This window comes from Pyxidicoccus caerfyrddinensis, assembly GCF_010894405.1.
Classification (GTDB): domain Bacteria; phylum Myxococcota; class Myxococcia; order Myxococcales; family Myxococcaceae; genus Myxococcus; species Myxococcus caerfyrddinensis.
The window spans coordinates 78,071-95,817 of record NZ_JAAIYA010000008.1 but is presented as its reverse complement, the minus strand read 5'-3'; the positions used below and the strand labels follow the sequence as shown (position 1 = coordinate 95,817).

14 protein-coding genes are annotated in these 17,747 nt (G+C 69.7%); 5 read left to right on the top strand and 9 right to left on the bottom strand.

The features are described from left to right. Positions 1-233: 233 nt before the first annotated feature. Positions 234-1,358: an alpha/beta hydrolase gene (locus tag G4D86_RS20180; protein ID WP_163995625.1), complete on the top strand. Its 1,125-nt coding sequence runs from the start codon at positions 234-236 to the stop codon at positions 1,356-1,358. Positions 1,359-1,387: 29 nt separating this feature from the next. On the opposite strand, the gene G4D86_RS20175 is transcribed toward G4D86_RS20180, so the two are convergent. The 6 genes from G4D86_RS20175 to G4D86_RS20150 form a co-directional block, all read right to left on the bottom strand. Further along, positions 1,388-2,932 carry an aldehyde dehydrogenase family protein gene (locus tag G4D86_RS20175; RefSeq protein WP_163995624.1) on the bottom strand — a complete coding sequence of 515 codons (1,545 nt, stop codon included), beginning with the start codon at positions 2,930-2,932 and terminating at the stop codon, positions 1,388-1,390. Positions 2,933-3,100: 168 nt separating this feature from the next. Then, positions 3,101-3,289: a hypothetical protein gene (locus G4D86_RS20170; protein WP_163995623.1), complete on the bottom strand. Its 189-nt coding sequence runs from the start codon at positions 3,287-3,289 to the stop codon at positions 3,101-3,103. Between the two features lie 23 nt (positions 3,290-3,312). Continuing rightward, positions 3,313-4,266, bottom strand: a complete 954-nt coding sequence (locus G4D86_RS53825; protein WP_275899128.1) for a VOC family protein — start codon at positions 4,264-4,266, stop codon at positions 3,313-3,315. Positions 4,267-4,471: 205 nt separating this feature from the next. Then, positions 4,472-5,194 carry an outer membrane beta-barrel protein gene (locus G4D86_RS20160; protein WP_163995622.1) on the bottom strand — a complete coding sequence of 241 codons (723 nt, stop codon included), beginning with the start codon at positions 5,192-5,194 and terminating at the stop codon, positions 4,472-4,474. Between the two features lie 214 nt (positions 5,195-5,408). Next, positions 5,409-5,984, bottom strand: a complete 576-nt coding sequence (locus tag G4D86_RS20155) for a DUF4136 domain-containing protein (RefSeq protein ID WP_163995621.1) — start codon at positions 5,982-5,984, stop codon at positions 5,409-5,411. 261 nt (positions 5,985-6,245) lie between these two features. Then, on the bottom strand, positions 6,246-7,505 hold the full coding sequence (locus tag G4D86_RS20150; protein WP_163995620.1) for a DUF445 domain-containing protein: 1,260 nt from the start codon (positions 7,503-7,505) through the stop codon (positions 6,246-6,248). Between the two features lie 273 nt (positions 7,506-7,778). Between G4D86_RS20150 and G4D86_RS20145 the strand changes: the two genes are divergently transcribed. The 4 genes from G4D86_RS20145 to G4D86_RS20130 all read left to right on the top strand — a co-directional run bounded on the left by G4D86_RS20145 (position 7,779) and on the right by G4D86_RS20130 (position 12,691). Continuing rightward, entirely contained in the window at positions 7,779-9,164 is a 1,386-nt protein-coding gene (locus tag G4D86_RS20145) for an ROK family protein (protein WP_205519654.1), read from the top strand. A gap of 196 nt (positions 9,165-9,360) precedes the next feature. Beyond that, positions 9,361-11,340, top strand: coding sequence for a glycoside hydrolase family 15 protein (locus G4D86_RS20140; RefSeq protein WP_163995618.1), 1,980 nt, complete (start codon positions 9,361-9,363; stop codon positions 11,338-11,340). Between the two features lie 170 nt (positions 11,341-11,510). After that, the gene (locus G4D86_RS20135; protein ID WP_338050612.1) at positions 11,511-12,347 is read left to right on the top strand and encodes a DUF2092 domain-containing protein; all 837 of its coding nucleotides are present in this window, start codon (positions 11,511-11,513) and stop codon (positions 12,345-12,347) included. Continuing rightward, positions 12,344-12,691, top strand: a complete 348-nt coding sequence (locus G4D86_RS20130) for a hypothetical protein (protein WP_163995563.1) — start codon at positions 12,344-12,346, stop codon at positions 12,689-12,691. Before G4D86_RS20135 ends, G4D86_RS20130 begins: the two co-directional genes overlap by 4 nt. 46 nt (positions 12,692-12,737) lie before the next feature. Here the strand turns inward: G4D86_RS20130 and G4D86_RS20125 are convergent, their stop codons facing one another. From G4D86_RS20125 to G4D86_RS20115, 3 genes are read right to left on the bottom strand one after another with little or no spacing between them, the layout of a single operon-like run. Then, a complete protein-coding gene (locus tag G4D86_RS20125; RefSeq protein ID WP_205519653.1) occupies positions 12,738-13,985 on the bottom strand; it encodes an acetate/propionate family kinase in 1,248 nt (415 codons plus the stop codon). 15 nt (positions 13,986-14,000) lie between these two features. Next, a complete protein-coding gene (locus G4D86_RS20120; RefSeq protein ID WP_205519652.1) occupies positions 14,001-16,469 on the bottom strand; it encodes a phosphoketolase family protein in 2,469 nt (822 codons plus the stop codon). A 49-nt stretch (positions 16,470-16,518) separates the two neighbouring features. After that, positions 16,519-17,577, bottom strand: a complete 1,059-nt coding sequence (locus G4D86_RS20115) for a class I fructose-bisphosphate aldolase (protein ID WP_163995616.1) — start codon at positions 17,575-17,577, stop codon at positions 16,519-16,521. Between the last annotated feature and the right edge of the window lie 170 nt (positions 17,578-17,747).

Here is a 17,747-nt window from a genome sequence, read left to right as displayed (position 1 = left end):
AGCCGTCCAGGACGCCCTCGGGGCGCGTGAGGCCCTCACGCCCACCAGCAGGCAGGCAGGCAGGCGCTCGACATGCTGACGCGGCGGCGACGGCACCACCGCCGCCCTCGCAACCTGCAACGCCCCCCATGGCGTTCCGCCGCGTCCGCGGCGCATCATGCGCGGGTCGGTAGAGTGGTCACGATGGCGGCACACGCTTCGCATCCAACACCTCCCGAACAGGGGAGGTCCGCATGTCACGCCACATCGCACTTGCGCTCATCGCCACGGGACTGACGCTCGTGGCGGTGCCCTTCGCCCTGGTCCGCGGCGTCGGCGCGAGAGCACTTTCGAAGCAGGTCTCGGGCCTGGGCGCGCTGTCCCTGGACCTCGTCCGAGGTGACTCCAAGCTGCCGCGGCACCTCGAATATGTGCGGCTCGACAGCCGCGCCCTCGACGGAAATCTGTTGGGCGATTCGCGGACGCGGGAGCTGGGCGTGCTGCTTCCGCCGTCGTATTTCAGCGCCCCCGAGCGCAGGTACCCCGTGGTGTACCTGCTCCATGGCCTGGGGCCGCGCAAGGACGGGCACCTGGGCGCCGTGGGCGTGCAGCGCGCCGCGTTTCGCCAGATGGAGGAGGGCGCGCTGCCCGAGCTCATCCTCGTCGCGGTGGATGGGACGACCTCCCTGGGCGGGAGCTACTACGCGCGCTCGCCGGCGATTGGGGACTTCGAGACCTACGTGGTGCGTGAAATCGTGGGTGCGGTGGATGCGCGGTACCGGACGCGCGCCGAGGCGACGTGGCGCGCGATTGCCGGCTTTTCGATGGGCGGGCACGGTGCCCTCAAGCTGGCCATGAAGTACCCGGGCGTGTTCTCCAGCGTCGGTACCTTGAGTGCGAGCCCGCTGGCCATGGACGAGCGCCGGTCGCTGTACCGGAACGCACTGGCGCACAAGCCCGTGGCGCGGAACGCCGGAGAGCTGGCGGAGCTGTACCCGTTCGAGGACGCCTGGACGGTGGCGTCCATCTACGCCAAGGCCGCTGCATTCTCGTCCAACCCGACGCGGCCCCCGCTCTTCCTCGAGCTGCCGTTCCAGAGCGGGCGCGACGACGACCCGGTGTGGCGGCGCTGGCTGGAAGAGGACCCGCTCACGCTGCTGTCCAGGCGCCATGCCGCGCTGGGTACACTCGACACGCTGTACATGGACCGGGGCAGCAAGGAGACCCTCCTCGGAGCGGAGGCGTTCGACCGCGCGCTCGAGACCTACGGGCTTCCCTTCCGGCACCAGGTGTTCGAAGGCGGGCACACGGACGACTTCCAGGAGCGGCACCTGCGCATGTTGCGCTTCCTGGCGATGCGCTGGACTCCGGGCGCGTAGCGCGGCGAGGGCCGCGCACGGAGCCCGCGTCAGCGCCCGTCCGGAAGCTGCGTGTAGTCGTGGAAGTTGCCGTACAGCCGCTCGTCCGGAGCGCCCTCCGTGACGGCCTGGACCAGCAGCGGCCCGCCCACGAAGCAGCCCTTCCACGAGCCGCCAATGCCGCCAAACACTTCTTCCCGGTCCCCGCGCGAGCGCTGCACGTTGTGCCCCACCTTGAAGGCCCGCAGCTCGCCGGCGATGCGGCGGCACGTCTCCGGCTCGTCGCAGGCGAGGGAGGACACCAGCGAGCCGTTGGACACGTTCATCTCGGCGACGAGCTCCTCCTCGCTGTCCACGACCACCAGCGTGTCCACGGGGCCGAAGGGCTCGCCATGGTAGAGCTTGCAGTTGCGCGGCACGTGCAGCAGCGCGTGCGGGGCCAGGTACGCGGACACGTCCTGCTCCGGCAGGAAGCGCTCCGGCTCCAGGCGCCCGGCGAAGAGGGGCACGGCGCCGTGCGCCTCCGCCTCGCTCATCATCCCGTGCAGCTCCTCCACCTTCTGACTGTTGATGAGCGGTCCGAAGTCGAGCGCGGGAGGCGCTCCATCGGGCGACTCCGCCAGCAGCGGATGGCCCACTTTCAGGGCGGAGACGACGGGCAGGTACGTCTCCAGGAAGCGCGGCATCAGGCTGCGCTCCACCACGAAGCGCGGGTAGGCCGTGCAGCGCTGCTTGCCGTACTCGAAGCCCTTCTTGAGCTGCTTCGCCAGGGCTTCCCAGTCGCTGAAGTGCCAGATGCCGTAGGCGTTCACCCCCTCCATCTCCAGCATGTAGCGCTTGTTCCGGTCATAGAGGCTGGCGGCGATGTCCCGCCCGTTCGCCTTGCCACCCACGAAGGACAGGCAGGCGATGTCCGGATTGCGCACCAGCGCGTCGCTGAGCTGCCCGCCGGAGCCGCTGATGAGCGAGACGGGCAGCCCGCAGCGGCGCGCGAGCGCCATGCAGAGCGTCAGCGAATAGAGGCCCCCATCCGTGGGCGTCTTCGCGATGGCGCTGTTGCCCGCGAGGACCTGGACCAGCACGGCATGGACCAGCACGGACAGCGGGTAGTTCCAGGAGGCGATGTTGGAGATGAGCCCCAGCGGCCGGCGGCCCTCCAGCATCGGCTCGATTTGGGAGACGTACCACTCCACGCCGCTGATACAGCGGTCCACGCTGACGCGCGCCTGTGGCACGGGCTTGCCTATCTCCCAGGCCAGGATGAGGGGCAGTAGCTCGCGCTGCTCACGCAGCAGGGCCAGGCACTGCGAGACGCGCTCCCGGCGGACGTCGAGGTCCTCCCGGGCCCAGGCCCGGGCCTCCGCGGCGGCGGCGCTCACGGCGGTCCGCGCGGTGTTGGCATCCACCATGGGCAGGCGCCCCAGCACCGTGCCGTCCACCGGAGACAGGTAGGGCTTGCCCTTGCCTGGATGTCCCCAGGTGCCTCCAACGAGGTTGAGCACCTGTCCCGAAGGGGAGAAGGCCTCGGGGACGAGCGCGCGAATCCGACGCTCCAGATTGAACCACTCCGCGTAGGCAGGCACCGCACTCGCCATGGTCACGCCCTCCCGCAAGAACGCCAGGCCGGCAGTCCACCTCCGCACCGGCTCATGGCGGCAACCTGGGTGCCAGCGCGGCGCGAGGCAACCGCCGCTTCCAGGTCAGACCCGGCGTCGCCTTTCATGCGGTGCGCTCGTCCCGGGGCGCCGTCCCGCTTCAGCCGCTCAGGGATACCAGCGCGGGCCGCCATACCAGCCGCCGGTGGAGGTGCCCACCGTCACTCCGCCCCAGGGCGCGGGCACCGCGACGCCGAAGCCCACGCCCACCTGGGCATTCGTACAGCCGGAGGTCATCAGGGCGCCGCCGAGCAGCACGAGCCACGCGGCGAGACGGAAGGACTTGCGCGGGGACATGGGACGTTCTCCTCGAAAGGCAATCATTTGGAGGCCGCCGGGGCCCCGGTGTCCTCGAACGGGAAGCGCTGCAGGGCGAGCACCGCCCCGCTCGGGTCGGCGATGAGCGCCAGCGAGCCTCCCCGCACGTCGGGCCGGGGCGCCATCACCACGCGGCCACCGAGCTCCTCCGCCCGCGCGGCGACCGACGCCGGGTCATCCACCCGGACGTAGGTGAGCCAGCTGGGCTTCACGCGCTCCACGGGCTTGCGCAGGATGCCGGCGCGGGGGTGCTCACCCTCCTTGAGGACGTAGTAGAGGCCGCCGCCCTGGTTCCGCTCCTCCACCGCGTAGCCGAGCAGTCCCTTGTAGAAGTCCACGGCCGCGACGGGGTCATCGGCCAGGTACTCCATCCACAGAATCTGCCCGGGATGGGGCAGGCCCGTGTCGGCCGGGTCCCCGGGCTCCGAGCGCACGAAGCCCACCGGAGCCCCCTGCGGGTCTGTCACCACCGCGGCCCGGCCGATGTTCTGCACGTCCTCCGGCCCCACCAGGGCCTTGCCGCCGCCCGCGCTGACCTGGCCCACCGCGCGGTCCACGTCGGGCACGGAGAGGTAGCCGAGCCACTGCGAGTACCCGCCCTTGCCGACGCCGGTGGGCTGGACGATGCCGCCGATGAAGCGCCCCTCCGCCTTGATGAGCCAGTAGGGACGCTTGCTGTTCTTCACGTCCTGGAACTCCCAGCCGAGCAGCTGGCTGTAGAAGCGTTTGACGGCGGCGGGGTTCTCCGTGACGAGGTCATGCCAGACGAACTTCCCGTAGAGCGGCTTCGGGGAGAGCACGAGGCCGCCCTCCCTGGAGGCAGGTGCGGAGGCGGGTGCGGCCGTGACGGTGGTGACACAGCCGGCCACGGCGGCGAGGACACCGCCCAGCGCGCACAGTCCCAGCACCAGCACCACTCCACCGTGAAGCCGGGCCTTGCCTGGCGATTCCATCATTGCTCCTCACTCCGCGGCCCGAGTCACTCGAGGCGGGCAGCCGGCGGGGCTCACGAGGTGGGGGGGCGGGATGCGGCCGGACAGTCCCCAAGGTATGGGGCGAGGGGGCTCGCGTGGCAAGTCACGCACCCTTCGGTACGAGCACCACGTCCGCGGCGGACGCCCGGGGCCCGCCGGGCGTCCGCTTCCCACCGCTCGCATGACTTCAGTAGCGGATGCCGAAGTTGACCGGGATGTACTGGCCGTCGGCATTGCGCGAGCTGCCGTCCGGCAGGGTGAAGCTCGGGCCGAAGATGTAGTGGTAGCGGCCCTCCAGGTAGAGGCGGAGGTCCCCATAGATTTTCAGGGTGACGCCGATGCCACCGCCGACACCGAAGTCCGTGCTGCTGCGCGAGCCCAGAATCTCCGTCACCGGCACCACGTCCGTGGCGCAGTAGTACAGCCACGGGTCGCAGTATGGGATTGCCGCGACGCCCGCCAGCTGGGTCAGCTCCACCTTGCGGTAGTACAGGCCCGGCCCGGCGATGAGGTAGAAGCCGAAGGGGCTGCGGGGCATCACATTCCAGACGGCGTTGAGGGAGCCGTACTGCATGTAGTGGTTGCCGTCGACGCCAGTCCCGGTGAGCACGTCGGCCTGGATGTCATGGGCGCTGAAGAAGTACTCGGCCATGACGCCGAGGTTCCTCTTGAACTGGAAGCCGGCGCCCACCTGGAAGCCGCCGCCCGTCTTGAAGCGGTCCCCCGCGTCGGAGATGGGGAAGGAGGCGCCGCCGCCCACGTTGAACATGAAGTGCCGCTCGGGGCCCTCACTCGCCTGCGTTTCGAAGCCCACCATGGCCGCGTCCGAGCCAGACGTCGTCTGGGCAGACGCACCCCGAGGCACGGTGAGCGCCAGCAGGGCGAGGGGAAGCAAAGTATGCAACCGCATGAAAACCTCCTTGTGACACCGGACTGCGTGGTGCCGGGAGCGTGGGGACGGGCCGCCTGTCCGCACACCGCCCCTCCAGGGAGGGCCGGGCAGGGGGGCGTGAGTCCATCCCCGGCCCGGCGTCTGTTGTCATGTCATTGCATCTGCATTTCCGTAGCGAAGGCGTCAGGAGCGCAACGCGCCCGCCGGCCACCGGGGAGGGGCGGGCGCGCGCTCACTTCTCGGCCTTGGGCGGGAAGCGCGACAGCATCTCGTCCACGGCCTCTCCGATGCGCTTCTGGGTGGTTGACGCGGACGGGTTCTCGTTCACCTCCGCCTGGGCCGTGCCTCGCCAGACGAGCTTGTTCGCCTTCGCGTCCACCATGTCGAGGATGATGGTGCCCTCCTCGTACTCGTACACGTGGGTGTACGGCATCCCGACGCCCCCGTAGTAGGGGTTCCAATACGGGTCCCAGCCGTAGCCGTAGTAGGAGTTCACCGTCGAGACGTCCACCTTCGAGTCGATGGCGCCCTGCCACCCGATGCGGAAGTCTGGATTGGCGTTCGCCTCCACCTGCTTGTAGCCGCGCCCCTGCAGCTCCTGGTCCACCGCCTGCCGGATGTAGGAGTCGATGATGTCGTTGTAGACGCGTGGGTCCTTGCCCTCCGGCTGCGGCAACCATGCGTAGGTGCGGAAGCTCTCGAGCTGCGGCACGGCCTTGGGGTCGTAGTGGGTGTTGACCTCGATGCCCGCGCAGGCGGCGAGCATCAGGCCCAGCAGGAACGGAGCGATACGAAGCGGCAGCCGCATGGGCGTCTCCTATGGGGTTGGCGCCGAGGCGCGCGCCGTCGGCCTCCTGACATTGCGCGCGGCACGGCAGGGGTGCCGAGTCCCGCCCGCCCGTCGGCCCCCGACGTAGGTCCGGGGGAAGGCAGCCTCCGTGCGTCCGCTTCACGCGCCCCGCGGGCCGGCTGGGGCGGCTCGAAAGAAGAAGAGGGCCCGGACCCCGCTGGCGCGGCGTCCGGGCCCTCGGTCCGCGCGGCCGTCACCCGGCCTCGGACGCGTGACTCGTCAGGCGAGCGGAGGCGTGGCGGAGCCGTTCTTCAGCTCCTTGCGCACCGCCTCGCTGACGCGCTCGCGGACCACGTCCGCCATGCGCTCGCGAATCTCCTCGCCCACGCGCTCGCGCACGGCGGCCACGATGCTCTCGGTGTCGACCTGCCCGGCGCCCTGCGCCTGGAAGCCGCCCAGGGACGGCTCACCGAACCCGCCGCGCGTGGTGCCCACCGCCTCGCGGATGGAGTCGGCCAGCCGCTCCCTCAGCACCTCCTGCAGGTTCTCCCGCAGGGTGTTGGACAGCCGCTCGTGGAGGGCGTCCACCAGGCGCCCGCGGATGGCGTCGGCGATGCGCTCGGGGTCGAACTGGCCGACGCCCTGCTGCTGGAAGCCCATGCCCATGCTCCGCTCGCCCAGCCGGATGCGAAGCTCGTCCCCCAGCCGCTCCTTCAGCGTCTCGCGCACGCGCTCCCGCAGGCCGGAGTGGACGCGCTCGCGGATGCCCTCCGCGACGCGCTCGCGGATGGCGTCGGCGATGCGCTCGGGGTCGAACTGGCCGAAGCCCTGCATCCTGCGCTCGGACAGCGCGGAGCGCAGCGCCTCCCCCAGCCGCTCCTTCAGCGCCTCGCGGGCGCGCTCGCGCACGACGGTGTTGAGCCGCTCGTACAGGTGGTCGGCGAGTCGGGTGCGGATGGCGTCCGCGAGCTGCTCGGGGTTGACCTGGCCGAAGCCCTCCATGCCCATCCTCCGCTCGGCCATCGCGGCGCGCAGCGCCTCTCCCAGCCGCTCCCGCAGCGCCTCGCGGACGCGCTCGCGCACCACGTAGCCGAGCCGGTCCCTGAGGGAGTCCTCGAGCCTGTTGCGCACCCGCTCCGCGATGCGCCCGGTGTCGAACTGACCGGGGCCCTGCTGGATGCTCATCCAGTTCTCGGCCAGGGCGGTGCGCAGCGTCTCCCCCAGCCGCTCCCGCAGCACCTCGCGCGCGCGCTCGTGCACCCCGGTGCTGACGCGCTCACGGATGACGTCCGTGAGACGGGTGTGGACGGCTTCGGCGAGGTGCTCCGCGTCGAGCGGCGCGACGTCGCCCTGCTGCATGCCCGTCCACCGCTCGCTCAATGCGGTGCGCACCGCCTCGCCGACACGCTCGCGAATCTCCGTGCCGAGCCGCTCCTCGATACCCGACACGACGCGCTCGCGCACCGCATCGGTGATGCGGGCCTTCAGGGCCTCGCCAAACATCGGGTGCCCCTGCATGGAGAACTGTTCCTGGCTCATTGAGCTGCCTCTCTCTGGTTCCACGGGTAGAACGGCAAGTCCGGAAGTCGCGTCTTGCCGCGCGGGCAGAGAAATAGAGCGTGGGCCCCGCACCGGATACGGCGCCCGGGTCGGAGGCTGCTGTCGGCGTGGGGACCGTGCGCGTGCACTTCCGAGGTGCGCTTGCAGGGCCGGCAGGGCATGTGTGAGCTTGAACCCGCGGACAGAGGTCCCCAGCTTTGGGGCATGCTCCCACCCCTCTCGCTTGCGGATGCCCACTGGAGCTCGGCGCTCGTGGCTCCGAAGGTCGTGCCGGTGCTCGACCCGCTGTTCCGTCCGTCCGCGCTCGCCTGGCGTGCCTGGCAGCAGCGTGCGAGAGAGACGGGGCACCCGGTGCGGGTGCGCTTCGCCCTCGAGCAGAAGGATGGCGCGGCTTCACACTTCACGGCGGACCTGCTCCCGGAGGGTGATGCCCTCGCCACCGCGAACTCCAGGATGCTCGAGCGACTGGTCAAGCTCACGCTCTGGGCGCGCGGCGGCTTTCGCCTCCACCTCGACGCGCCCGCCCCACTGGTCGCGGAACTTCGCGCGCACTTCCGCGAGAGCCCGACCGGCCGCTTCGACTCGCGCATCGTCGGCGAGAGCGTCTACGGCCATCCCATCGAAGTGGTGGCGGCGCGCGAGTTGCCGCCGGAGCGCTCGGGCAGCGCCTCGTTGGGAGGCCACCTCGACGGCTGCCGCATCGGCTTCGACCTGGGAGGCAGCGACCGCAAGGTGGCCGCCATCATCGACGGCGTCGTGGTCTGGAGCGAGGAGGTGGAGTGGGACCCGTACCACCAGCCGGACCCCCAGTACCATTGGGACGGCATCATGGACTCGCTGCGCCGCGCGGCGGAGCACCTTCCCCGGGTCGACGCCATCGGCGGCAGTGCCGCGGGCGTCTACGTCGACAACCAGGTGCGCTTCTCCTCGCTGTTCCGGGGCATCCCTCCCGAGCTCTTCGAGCAGCGGGTGAGGAACATCTTCCGCGACCTCCGGCACGCCTGGAACGACGTCCCGTTCGACGTCGTCAACGACGGGGACGTCGCCGCGCTGCTCGGCTCCATGTCCATCGACGACGGTGGCGGCGTGCTGGGAATCGCGCTCGGCACCAGCACCGCGGGCGGTTACGTCACGGGTGAGAAGTGCGTCACCCCCTGGCTCAACGAGATTGCCTTCGTCCCCATCGACTACCGCGCCGGCGCCCCGCGCGACGAGTGGTCCGGCGACGAGGGCTGCTGCGTGCAGTACCTCTCGCAGCAGGCCGTGGGAAGGCTGCTCGGTCCGGCCGGCATCACCGTCCCCGGCGAGCTGCCGCTTCCCGCGCGGCTGAGGCAGTTGCAGGAACTGATGCTGAAGGGCGACGAGCGGGCCGTGGACGTCTACCTCACGCTCGGCGCCTATCTCGGGTATGCGCTGGCCCACCTCGCGACTGTCTATGACTTCCGCCACGTGCTCGTCCTCGGGCGCGTCACGTCCGGGCAGGGCGGCGCCGTCATGCTCGACACGGCGCGCGAGGTGCTGCGCGTCGAGTTCCCGGAGCTCGCCGCCCGCGTGGACCTGCGGATGCCGGGCGAGAAGGACAAGCGCCACGGGCAGGCCATTGCCGCGGCCAGCCTGCCCGCGCGGCCGAAGCCGTAGGACGTCCCCACCGACTCGAGCGCGGGCAGGGAAGGGGAGCGGGAGCCCGGCGCAGGCTGTGCACGCCTGCCCGACCCGCCCGCGAACCGTGACGCGCGTGCGTGCGCGGGACCGCTCCGTCGCGGGCAGGCGCACGGCCGCGCCACCGTCCCCAGGGCTATTCAATCCCTTCACCCACATGCACAGCGTGTGGCGCATGACCTCCAAGACATCGGTACGCCCCGCAGGGACCCCCTATCCTCCCATCTCCGACTACGCCTTCCTGAGCGACTGCCACTCGCTGGGCATGGTTGCACGCGATGGGACGCTGGAATGGATGTGCTTCCATCGCTTCGACAACAACCCCGTCTTCGCCTGCATGCTGGACCGCGAGAAGGGCGGCTTCTTCCGCATTGCTCCCGTGGCCCCCTCCACCATCACCCGGCGCTACCTGCCGGATACGAATGTCCTGGAGACGCGCTTCACCACCGACACGGGCGTCATCACCGTCACCGACTGCCTGCCCTGCTGGGAGGACGAGCGCGAGTCCGGGAAGCTCGCCGTCACCCAGCCCCGGCACCTCTTCATCCGCCTGGTCCGGTGCGAGAAGGGCGAGGTCGAGGTGGCCGTCACCTTCTCCCCGCGCTTCGACTTCGGCCGCACCACGCCCTACCTCCATCCCGTCGCGGATGACCTCGCCGTCGTGTTCGGCGGCGCGGACTCGCTGCTCCTGCAGTGCAACCTCGGCCGCATCAGCTCCGACGCGAAGGGCGGCTGCGACGCCCGCGAGGTGCTACGGGCCGGTGACACGCGCGAGATTGCCCTCCAGTGGGAGCGCCCGCACCGCATGAAGCCGGAGCGGCTGGAGCCGGCGGACCTGCGCACGCGCGTGGAGCGCACGGAGTCCTGGTGGCGCTCCTGGGCCGGCCGGTGCACGTATGCGGGGCCCCACCGCGACCTGGTGGTGCGCAGCCTGCTCGTCCTCAAGGGGCTCACCTACGCGGACACGGGCGCCATCATCGCCGCGGCCACCACGTCCCTGCCCGAGGAGGTGGGCGGCGTGCGCAACTGGGACTACCGGTTCAGCTGGCTGCGGGACTCCTCGGTGCTCATCGCGGCGCTGGGCATGTTCGGCTACCGGCAGGAGGCGCGCCAGTTCGGCCGCTACCTCCTCGCCACCACGGCGGGCCGCACGGACGAGCTGCAGATTCTCTACGGCATCGGCGGCGAGCGCTTCCTCCAGGAGACGGACCTGAACTTCCTGGACGGGTACCGGGGCAGCCGGCCGGTGCGCACCGGCAACGGCGCGTTCGACCAGTTCCAGATGGACACCTACGGTGAGCTCATCGGGGTGATGTACGGCCTCATCCGCAACCTGGGCATCAACTACGAGGCGCAGATGGCGGACCCCCGCAGCCGCTTCTGGATGGACTTCATCCGGCAGGTGGCGGACACAGCGGCGAACCGGTGGAAGGAGCCCGATGACGGCATCTGGGAGACGCGCGGCGGCCGGCAGCACTTCGTGTTCTCCAAGCTGATGGCGTGGGTGGCGCTGGACCGCGCCATCACCCTCTTCGAGCCCCTCCCCGACCTGAAGCCGGATCTCGACGGCTGGCGGCGCGCGCGGGACGAGCTGCGGCAGGTCATCGAGACGCAGGGCGTGGACCCGGACACCGGCGCTTTCGTGCAGGCCTTCGGACAGAAGGCGCTGGACGCCACGGGCCTCCAAGTGCTGCTCAGCGGCTTCCTGCCCCCGGACGACCCGCGCGTGACGGCGACGGTGGAGCGCATCGACAAGGAGCTGACGCGCAATGGCCACGTCTACCGCTACATCGAGCGCAAGGACGGGCTCCCCGGCGAGGAGGGCACGTTCGCCTTCTGCACGCTCTGGCTGACCACGTGCTTCGCGGTCCGCGGCGACGTGGAGCGGGCCGAGGAGCGGCTCGGACAGGTGCTGGAGTACGTGAATGACCTGGGCCTGCTCGCCGAGGAGATAGACCCCGTGAAGCACGAGGCCCTGGGAAACGTGCCCCAGGCCTTCAGCCATGCGGGGCTCATCCAGGCCATCGTCAACATCGAGAACGCCCGGGCGGCCCGGAGAGAGGGCCGCGCCCCCGCGGTCATCGCGGGCCCCGCGCCCCGCGAGGCGAACGAGCGCGCCACCGTCCCGGCCTCGGAGCCGTCGTCTCCAACCTGAGCGGACCCGCCCGCTGCCCGCCTGCGCCTGGGGGCGCGGAGGGCAGCAGGCGTCGGGTGCGGCTTCCTCCGGGTGGTTGATTCTGGACGGACCGCACCTCAGGTTTCACACAGCCCGCGAGTCCGGAGCCCTGCCACCCAGGGCTCCGTGGACCGCGGCCGGAGGCAGAGATGGGAAAACCAATGCCATGCGGACGAAGCCTTTCAACCGTCACACGCTCGCGGCGGTGGGTGTGTTCCATTGCGGTGCTCGCCACACTTGCCGGCGGAATCGCCGGGGCCGCGCCTCCTGAGGCAGAGAAAGCCCAGAAGCCTGTCGTCGACCCCAAGGCTCGCGCGCTGGTGGAGAAGATGAGCGACTTCCTCGCCGGCCAGCAGCGGTTCAGCGTCCAGACGGATGGCTCGATGGAGTTCGTGCTCAAGACGGGAGAGAAGCAGGAGTACGACTTCTCGAGCACCGTCCGGCTCCAGCGGCCCGACAAGCTCCGGAGCGACCGGCGCGGAGAGGTGGCGGACCTCTCGTTCTTCTACGACGGGCGCACCTTCACCCTGTTCGGCAAGAAGACCCGTTACTACGCGACCGCCGACGCCCCGCCAAACATCGACGAGGCCATCGATGCGGCGCGCGAGAAGCTGGACATCGAGGCGCCAGGGGCGGACCTGCTCTACAGCAACCCCGCCAAGATTCTGATGGAGGACGTCGTCTCGGGGAGCAACCTGGGACCGAGCGTCGTCCGCGGCGTTCCCTGCCAACACCTGGCGTTTCGCGGAAACGAGACGGACTGGCAGTTGTGGATTGAAGACGGGCCCGTGCCCGTGCCGCGCAAGCTCGTGATTGTCTCGAAGAAGGTCGAGGGCCTGCCCGAGTTCGTCGTCGAGCTCTCGGAGTGGGACTTCTCGCCTCGCTTCGGCAACGACGTGTTCCGCTTCTCGCCGCCCGGCGACGCCGAACGCATCGACTTCCTCGAGGTGTCGTCCCGCAAGGGGACGCAAGGAGATACGAAATGAAACGCGCCCATTTCTCCGCTCTCACACTGACACTCGTGCTCGCCGCGGGCGAGGTCCTGGCCGTGGTGGGCAGGCCGCTGACGCCCGTGAGCGTCGCGGGTGTGGCCCGCCGCACCACGCGTCGGGCCGTCTATGGAGGAGCCGCCGTCGCCGGCGCGGCGGTCGTGGGGACCGCCGCCGTGGTCGGAACCGCCGCGGTCGGAACCGCCGCGGTGCTGTCCACGCTGCCCGCCAGCTGCGTCAACGTCGTCCAGGCGGGCGTCACCTACCACCAGTGCGGCAGCACGTATTACAGGCCTTCCTACCAGGGCACCAACCTCGTGTACGTCCCGACGTCCATGTGAGGTCCGGGCCTGCGGCGCGAGGCGCCCGGGCCCCGTCACACCCCGCTCACCTGCTGCCTGGAGCCCGCGGACCGGGCTCCAGGCTTGTTGCGCTCAGCACGCGCCGGGTGTGGTGGGCAATCATCGCCTCTTCATCCGTGGGAATCACCCAGCCGGAGACGCGGCTGCCAGGCCGGGTGATGCAGGGCCCGCCGCGAGCATTGGCCGCTTCATCCAGCTCCAGTCCGAGCCAGCCCGCGGCGCGACAGACGCGCTCGCGAATCGGCGCGGCGTGCTCGCCAATGCCGCCCGTGAAGACGACGGCGTCCAGGCCGTGCAGTGCCGCCGCGAGCGAGCCGAGCTCGCGATGGATGCGGTAGACGAACAACTCCAGCGCCTCGGCGGCGGCGGCACTGGTGCTGTCGAGCAGCTCCCGCATGTCGCTGGACTCGCCGGAGACGCCCAGCAGGCCGGATTGCTGGTAGAGGAGCCGCTCCAGCGCGCGCGAGTCCATGCCGTGCCGGTCCATCAGGTACAGCAGGGCCCCGGGGTCGATGGCACCACACCGGGTACCCATCATGAGCCCGTCCAGGGCGGTGAGGCCCATGGTGGTCGCCACACTGCGTCCCCGGAGCAGGGCGCACATGCTCGCGCCGTTCCCGAGGTGCGCGACCACCGTGCGTCCCTCGGCGGCCGCGGGCGCCGTGCGCGGCAGCGTGGAGGCGATGTACTCGTAGGAAAGCCCATGGAACCCGTAGCGGCGGATGCCCTCCTCGGCATAGCGACGGGGCAGGGCGAAGGCCTGGGCCACGGGCGGCTGGGTGCGGTGGAACGCGGTGTCGAAGCAGGCGACCTGCGGCACCGATGGCGCCGTCCGCATGACGGCGCGAATCGCTTCCACGCAGTGGGGCTGGTGCAACGGCGCCAGCGGAATCAGCGCTTCCAGCTCCGCCAGGGTCGCCGCGTCGATGAGGGCGGGCCCGGAAAAATGCATGCCGCCATGGACCACGCGATGTCCGACGGCCGCGATCCGGTGCCCGCCGAGGACGCCCCCTCGACCCCAGGTGAAGAGGAAGTCGGTGGCGCCCTCGTACCCGAGCCGCGTTCCGGCGGCCCAGTCCCTCTCACCGATGACGGCACCATCCGCGTGCGCGACGAACCGCGGATGGGTCGACAGCTCCTCGAACTCCCCTCGGAGGAGGAGCCGCAGGGGCTCCTCCTCGAGGAAGACGGAGAACTTCAGGCTCGAGGAACCGGCGTTGAGCACGAGCAGCGCGTCCGGCACGTCTCCCGTTTCGAACGGTCGCTGCTCCATGTGTGAGCCCCTCTCTCAGTCCGGCCAGGTCCAATCCGCGATTTCAGGCCGGTCCCTGCCGTGCTCGTGCGCGTAGGCCAGGTTGGAGATGATGGCGTTCTTCATCTCTTCCTTGAGGTGCCCTGCCTTCGCATGCATCCCCGGCACGCGGTCGATGACGTCGATGACCAGGTCGAAGCGAGACGTCTCGTTCAGGATGGCCAGCTCGAAAGGCGTGTTGATGTTGCCTTTCTCCTTGTAGCCATGCACGTGCAGGTCTTCGTGGTCGATGAAGCGATAGGCCAGCTTGTGGATGAGCGAGGCATAGCCATGGAAGCTGAAGATGATCGGCTTGCCCGGTGGGAACAGGCTCTCTATCTCGCGTCGGCTGGACCCGTGCGGATGGTCCGCCTCCGACTGCAGCTTGAACAGGTCGACGATGTTGACGAAGCGCAGCTTCAGGTTCGGTGCGCGCGCGCGCAGGATGGAGGCGGCGGCCAGGGCCTCCTGCGTCGCGACGTCGCCGCAGCTGGCCATGATGACATCCGGCTCCGCGTCCTGGTCCGTGCTGGCCCTCGCCCAGATGCCCATCCCCTTGGCGCAGTGGGCAATGGCCTCGTCGATGCTGGTGAACTGCAGGTGCTTCTGCTTGTCCGCGACGATGACGTTGACGCAGTCGGTGCTGCGCAGGCACTGGTCCGCCACCACCAGCAGCGTGTTGGCGTCCGGAGGCAGGTAGATGCGGGTGACGGAGCCGGACTTGTTGGTCACCAGGTCGATGAATCCGGGGTCCTGATGGGAGAACCCGTTGTGGTCCTGTCGCCACACCGTCGAGGACAGGAGGATGTTCTCCGAGGCGACGGGCGCCCGCCATTTCACGTAGTTCTTGCTGATGTCCAACCACTTGGCGTGCTGGTTGAACATGGAGTCGATGACGTGGGCGAACGCCTCATACGTGTGGAAGAAGCCGTGGCGCCCGGTGAGCAGATACCCCTCGAGCCAGCCGAGCAGCGTGTGCTCCGACAGCATCTCCATGACGCGGCCGTCGCGCGCGAGCTCGCCCCCGTCGGCGTCCTCCGGCAACAGGTCCGCCATCCAGGTCTTCTTGCTCACCTCGTAGATGGCCTGGAGCCGGTTCGAGGCGGTCTCGTCCGGGCCGAAGACGCGGAAGCTCGTCATGTTGTTACGCATGACGTCCCGCAGGAACTCGCCGAGCGGCTTCGTGTTCTCATGCAGCTTGGTGCCGCGCGTGCCGACCTTGACCGCATAGTCGCGGAAGTCGGGCAGGTTGAGCGCCTTGCGAAGCAGGCCGCCGTTGGCGTGCGGGTTCGCGCTCATCCGCCGGATGCCCTTGGGCGCAAGCGACCGGAGCTCCGGAACCAGCCGTCCCTGCTCGTCGAACAGCTCCTGGGGCCGGTAGCTGCGCATCCAGTCCTCGAGCGCCTTCAGGTGCGCCGGGTTGGCCCGCACGTCGCCGAAGGGGACCTGGTGTGAGCGCCAGTGGCCCTCCAGCTTGTGCCCCTCCAGCTCCTTCGGTCCGGTCCACCCCTTGGGCGAGCGCAGGACGATCATGGGCCAGCGAGGACGCGTCGGGGTGTCCGTCTGCCGTGCCGTCTTCTGCAGGGCCCGGATCTCCTCGACGGCGCGCTCCAGGGTCTCCGCCATCTTCTGGTGCATCTGGGCCGGGTCGCTGCCCTCGACGAAGTAGGGCTTGTAGCCGTAGCCGACGAACAGGGCCTCGAGCTCTTCCTGGCTGATGCGGGCGAGGATGGTCGGGTTGGCGATCTTGTACCCGTTGAGGTTCAGGATGGGCAGCACGGCGCCGTCCCGCACGGGGTTGAGGAACTTGTTCGAGTGCCAGGCCGTCGCGAGCGGCCCGGTCTCCGCTTCGCCGTCACCCACGACGCAGGCGACGATGACGTCGGGATTGTCGTAGGCCATGCCGTACGCGTGGGAGAGGCTGTAGCCGAGCTCGCCGCCTTCATGGATGGAGCCCGGCGTCTCCGGGGTGACGTGGCTGCCGATGTGACCGGGGAAGGAGAACTGCTTGAAGAACTTCCGCATCCCCTCCGCGTCCATGCTCTTGTCCGGATAGACTTCCGAGTAGGTGCCCTCGAGGTACGCCGGCCCGAGCACGCCCGGGGCGCCGTGGCCCGGTCCGGCCACGAAGATGACGTCGAGGTCCTGCTCGACGATGAGCCGGTTCAGATGGATCCAGGTGAACGAGAGCGCCGGGCTCGCGCCCCAGTGGCCGAGCAGCCGATGCTTCACGTCCTCCGGCACCAGGGGCCTCTGCAGCAGCGGGTTGTCCTGGAGGTAGATCATCCCCACCGAGAGGTAGTTGCACGCCCGCCAGTACGCGTTCATCAACTCCACTTCCCGGGCGGTCAGCGGTCCACCCCCCCGGGTCCGGTCCTTGCCGGGTGCGGAGGGCCCCTGGCCCTGCTCCCTCGCCGTCAGCGGCGGCGCGTACTCCGATTCTCCCGTCCCTACCGGGTGTGCCATGACATGCCTCCCATCCGTGTTGCGTGTGGAGCGTTGAGTCGGGTTGGCGCTAGATGGAGGGGGGCGCCTCTGCCCCGGCGAAGCCCGCTTCGCCCTCCATGTCGCTGCTGTACCTGCCCTGGGCCGCCGCGCTGTCGCACCGGGCGCGGTGCTGGAACGCCTGCTGGCCGGCAGGCACGTTCTCCCGCCGGCCCTGCCAGGCCGCGAGCGCCTCGTCCTGCAGCGCGCGTCCGTAGGAGAAGGTCAGCTTCCAGGGCTTCGGACTGTCCAGTTCATTGATGGCGTTGAGGTGCTCGGTGGCCAGGACAGAATCCTGTCCACCGGACAGGAAGACGATGCCGGGGACCGCGGGCGGCACATGGCGCGTCAGGGTGCGCAACGTCGCCTCCGCCACCTGCTTCACCGTGGCCTGCCGGGCGAAACCCTGGCCCGCGGTGATCATGTTCGGCTTGAGCAACATCCCTTCCAGGGACACCTGCGCGTCGAAGAGCTCGTCGAAGACCGCTTGCAGCACGCGCCCCGTCACGTCCTCACACCGCTCGAGCCCGTGCGCCCCCTCCATCAGGACTTCAGGCTCCACGATGGGCACCAGGCCCTGCTCCTGGCAGAGGGCGGCGTAACGCGCGAGCGCGTGCGCATTCGCGTGGATGCACTTGGGGGTCGGCAGTCCGTCGCGGATGATGAAGACCGCGCGCCACTTGGCGAAGCGCGCACCCAGCTCGCGGTACTCCTCGAACCGCTCGCGGAGCCCGTCGAGTCCTTCCGTGACGAACTCTCCCGGCGCGCCAGCCAGGGGGTGGACGCCGGCGTCCACCTTGATGCCGGGGATGATGCCGCGGCCGGCCAGCAGCTCCACCAGCGGGATGCTCGTCGAGCTGTCCTGCCGGATGGTCTCGTCCTGCAGGATGACACCGCCGATGAACGGGGCGATGTCGGGCGTACTGAAGAGCATCTCGCGGTAGTTACGGCGGCTCTCCGCGGTCGACTCGATTTCGCGCGCGGTCAGGCGCTTCGTAATCGTGGAGACCGTCTCGTCCGCGGCCAGGATGCCCTTTCCGTCAGCAACGATTGCTCGCGCGGTTTCACCAAGCCCTGGCCTCGTCGGCATGTGTACCTCCCATTCGTCGGAAGAGAACCTGTGTGCCTGCTGAAACGCCGGCAACCAGCGGAGGGGCGGTCGACAACGAGCCTGCCCCGGAGGAATGGGCAGGATGGTGTTGCCTGGGTTGCGATGCCATCTTGGTTCTGGACCCAGTCTTGACTGGCAACGCCCGGCGC

Coding starts and splice junctions, on each gene's coding strand:
- G4D86_RS20180 (WP_163995625.1), top strand. CDS start 234: ATGTCACGCCACATCGCACTTGCGCTCATCGCCACGGGACTGACGCTC.
- G4D86_RS20175 (WP_163995624.1), bottom strand. CDS start 2,932: ATGGCGAGTGCGGTGCCTGCCTACGCGGAGTGGTTCAATCTGGAGCGT.
- G4D86_RS20170 (WP_163995623.1), bottom strand. CDS start 3,289: ATGTCCCCGCGCAAGTCCTTCCGTCTCGCCGCGTGGCTCGTGCTGCTC.
- G4D86_RS53825 (WP_275899128.1), bottom strand. CDS start 4,266: ATGATGGAATCGCCAGGCAAGGCCCGGCTTCACGGTGGAGTGGTGCTG.
- G4D86_RS20160 (WP_163995622.1), bottom strand. CDS start 5,194: ATGCGGTTGCATACTTTGCTTCCCCTCGCCCTGCTGGCGCTCACCGTG.
- G4D86_RS20155 (WP_163995621.1), bottom strand. CDS start 5,984: ATGCGGCTGCCGCTTCGTATCGCTCCGTTCCTGCTGGGCCTGATGCTC.
- G4D86_RS20150 (WP_163995620.1), bottom strand. CDS start 7,505: ATGAGCCAGGAACAGTTCTCCATGCAGGGGCACCCGATGTTTGGCGAG.
- G4D86_RS20140 (WP_163995618.1), top strand. CDS start 9,361: ATGACCTCCAAGACATCGGTACGCCCCGCAGGGACCCCCTATCCTCCC.
- G4D86_RS20135 (WP_338050612.1), top strand. CDS start 11,511: ATGGGAAAACCAATGCCATGCGGACGAAGCCTTTCAACCGTCACACGC.
- G4D86_RS20130 (WP_163995563.1), top strand. CDS start 12,344: ATGAAACGCGCCCATTTCTCCGCTCTCACACTGACACTCGTGCTCGCC.
- G4D86_RS20125 (WP_205519653.1), bottom strand. CDS start 13,985: ATGGAGCAGCGACCGTTCGAAACGGGAGACGTGCCGGACGCGCTGCTC.
- G4D86_RS20120 (WP_205519652.1), bottom strand. CDS start 16,469: ATGGCACACCCGGTAGGGACGGGAGAATCGGAGTACGCGCCGCCGCTG.
- G4D86_RS20115 (WP_163995616.1), bottom strand. CDS start 17,577: ATGCCGACGAGGCCAGGGCTTGGTGAAACCGCGCGAGCAATCGTTGCT.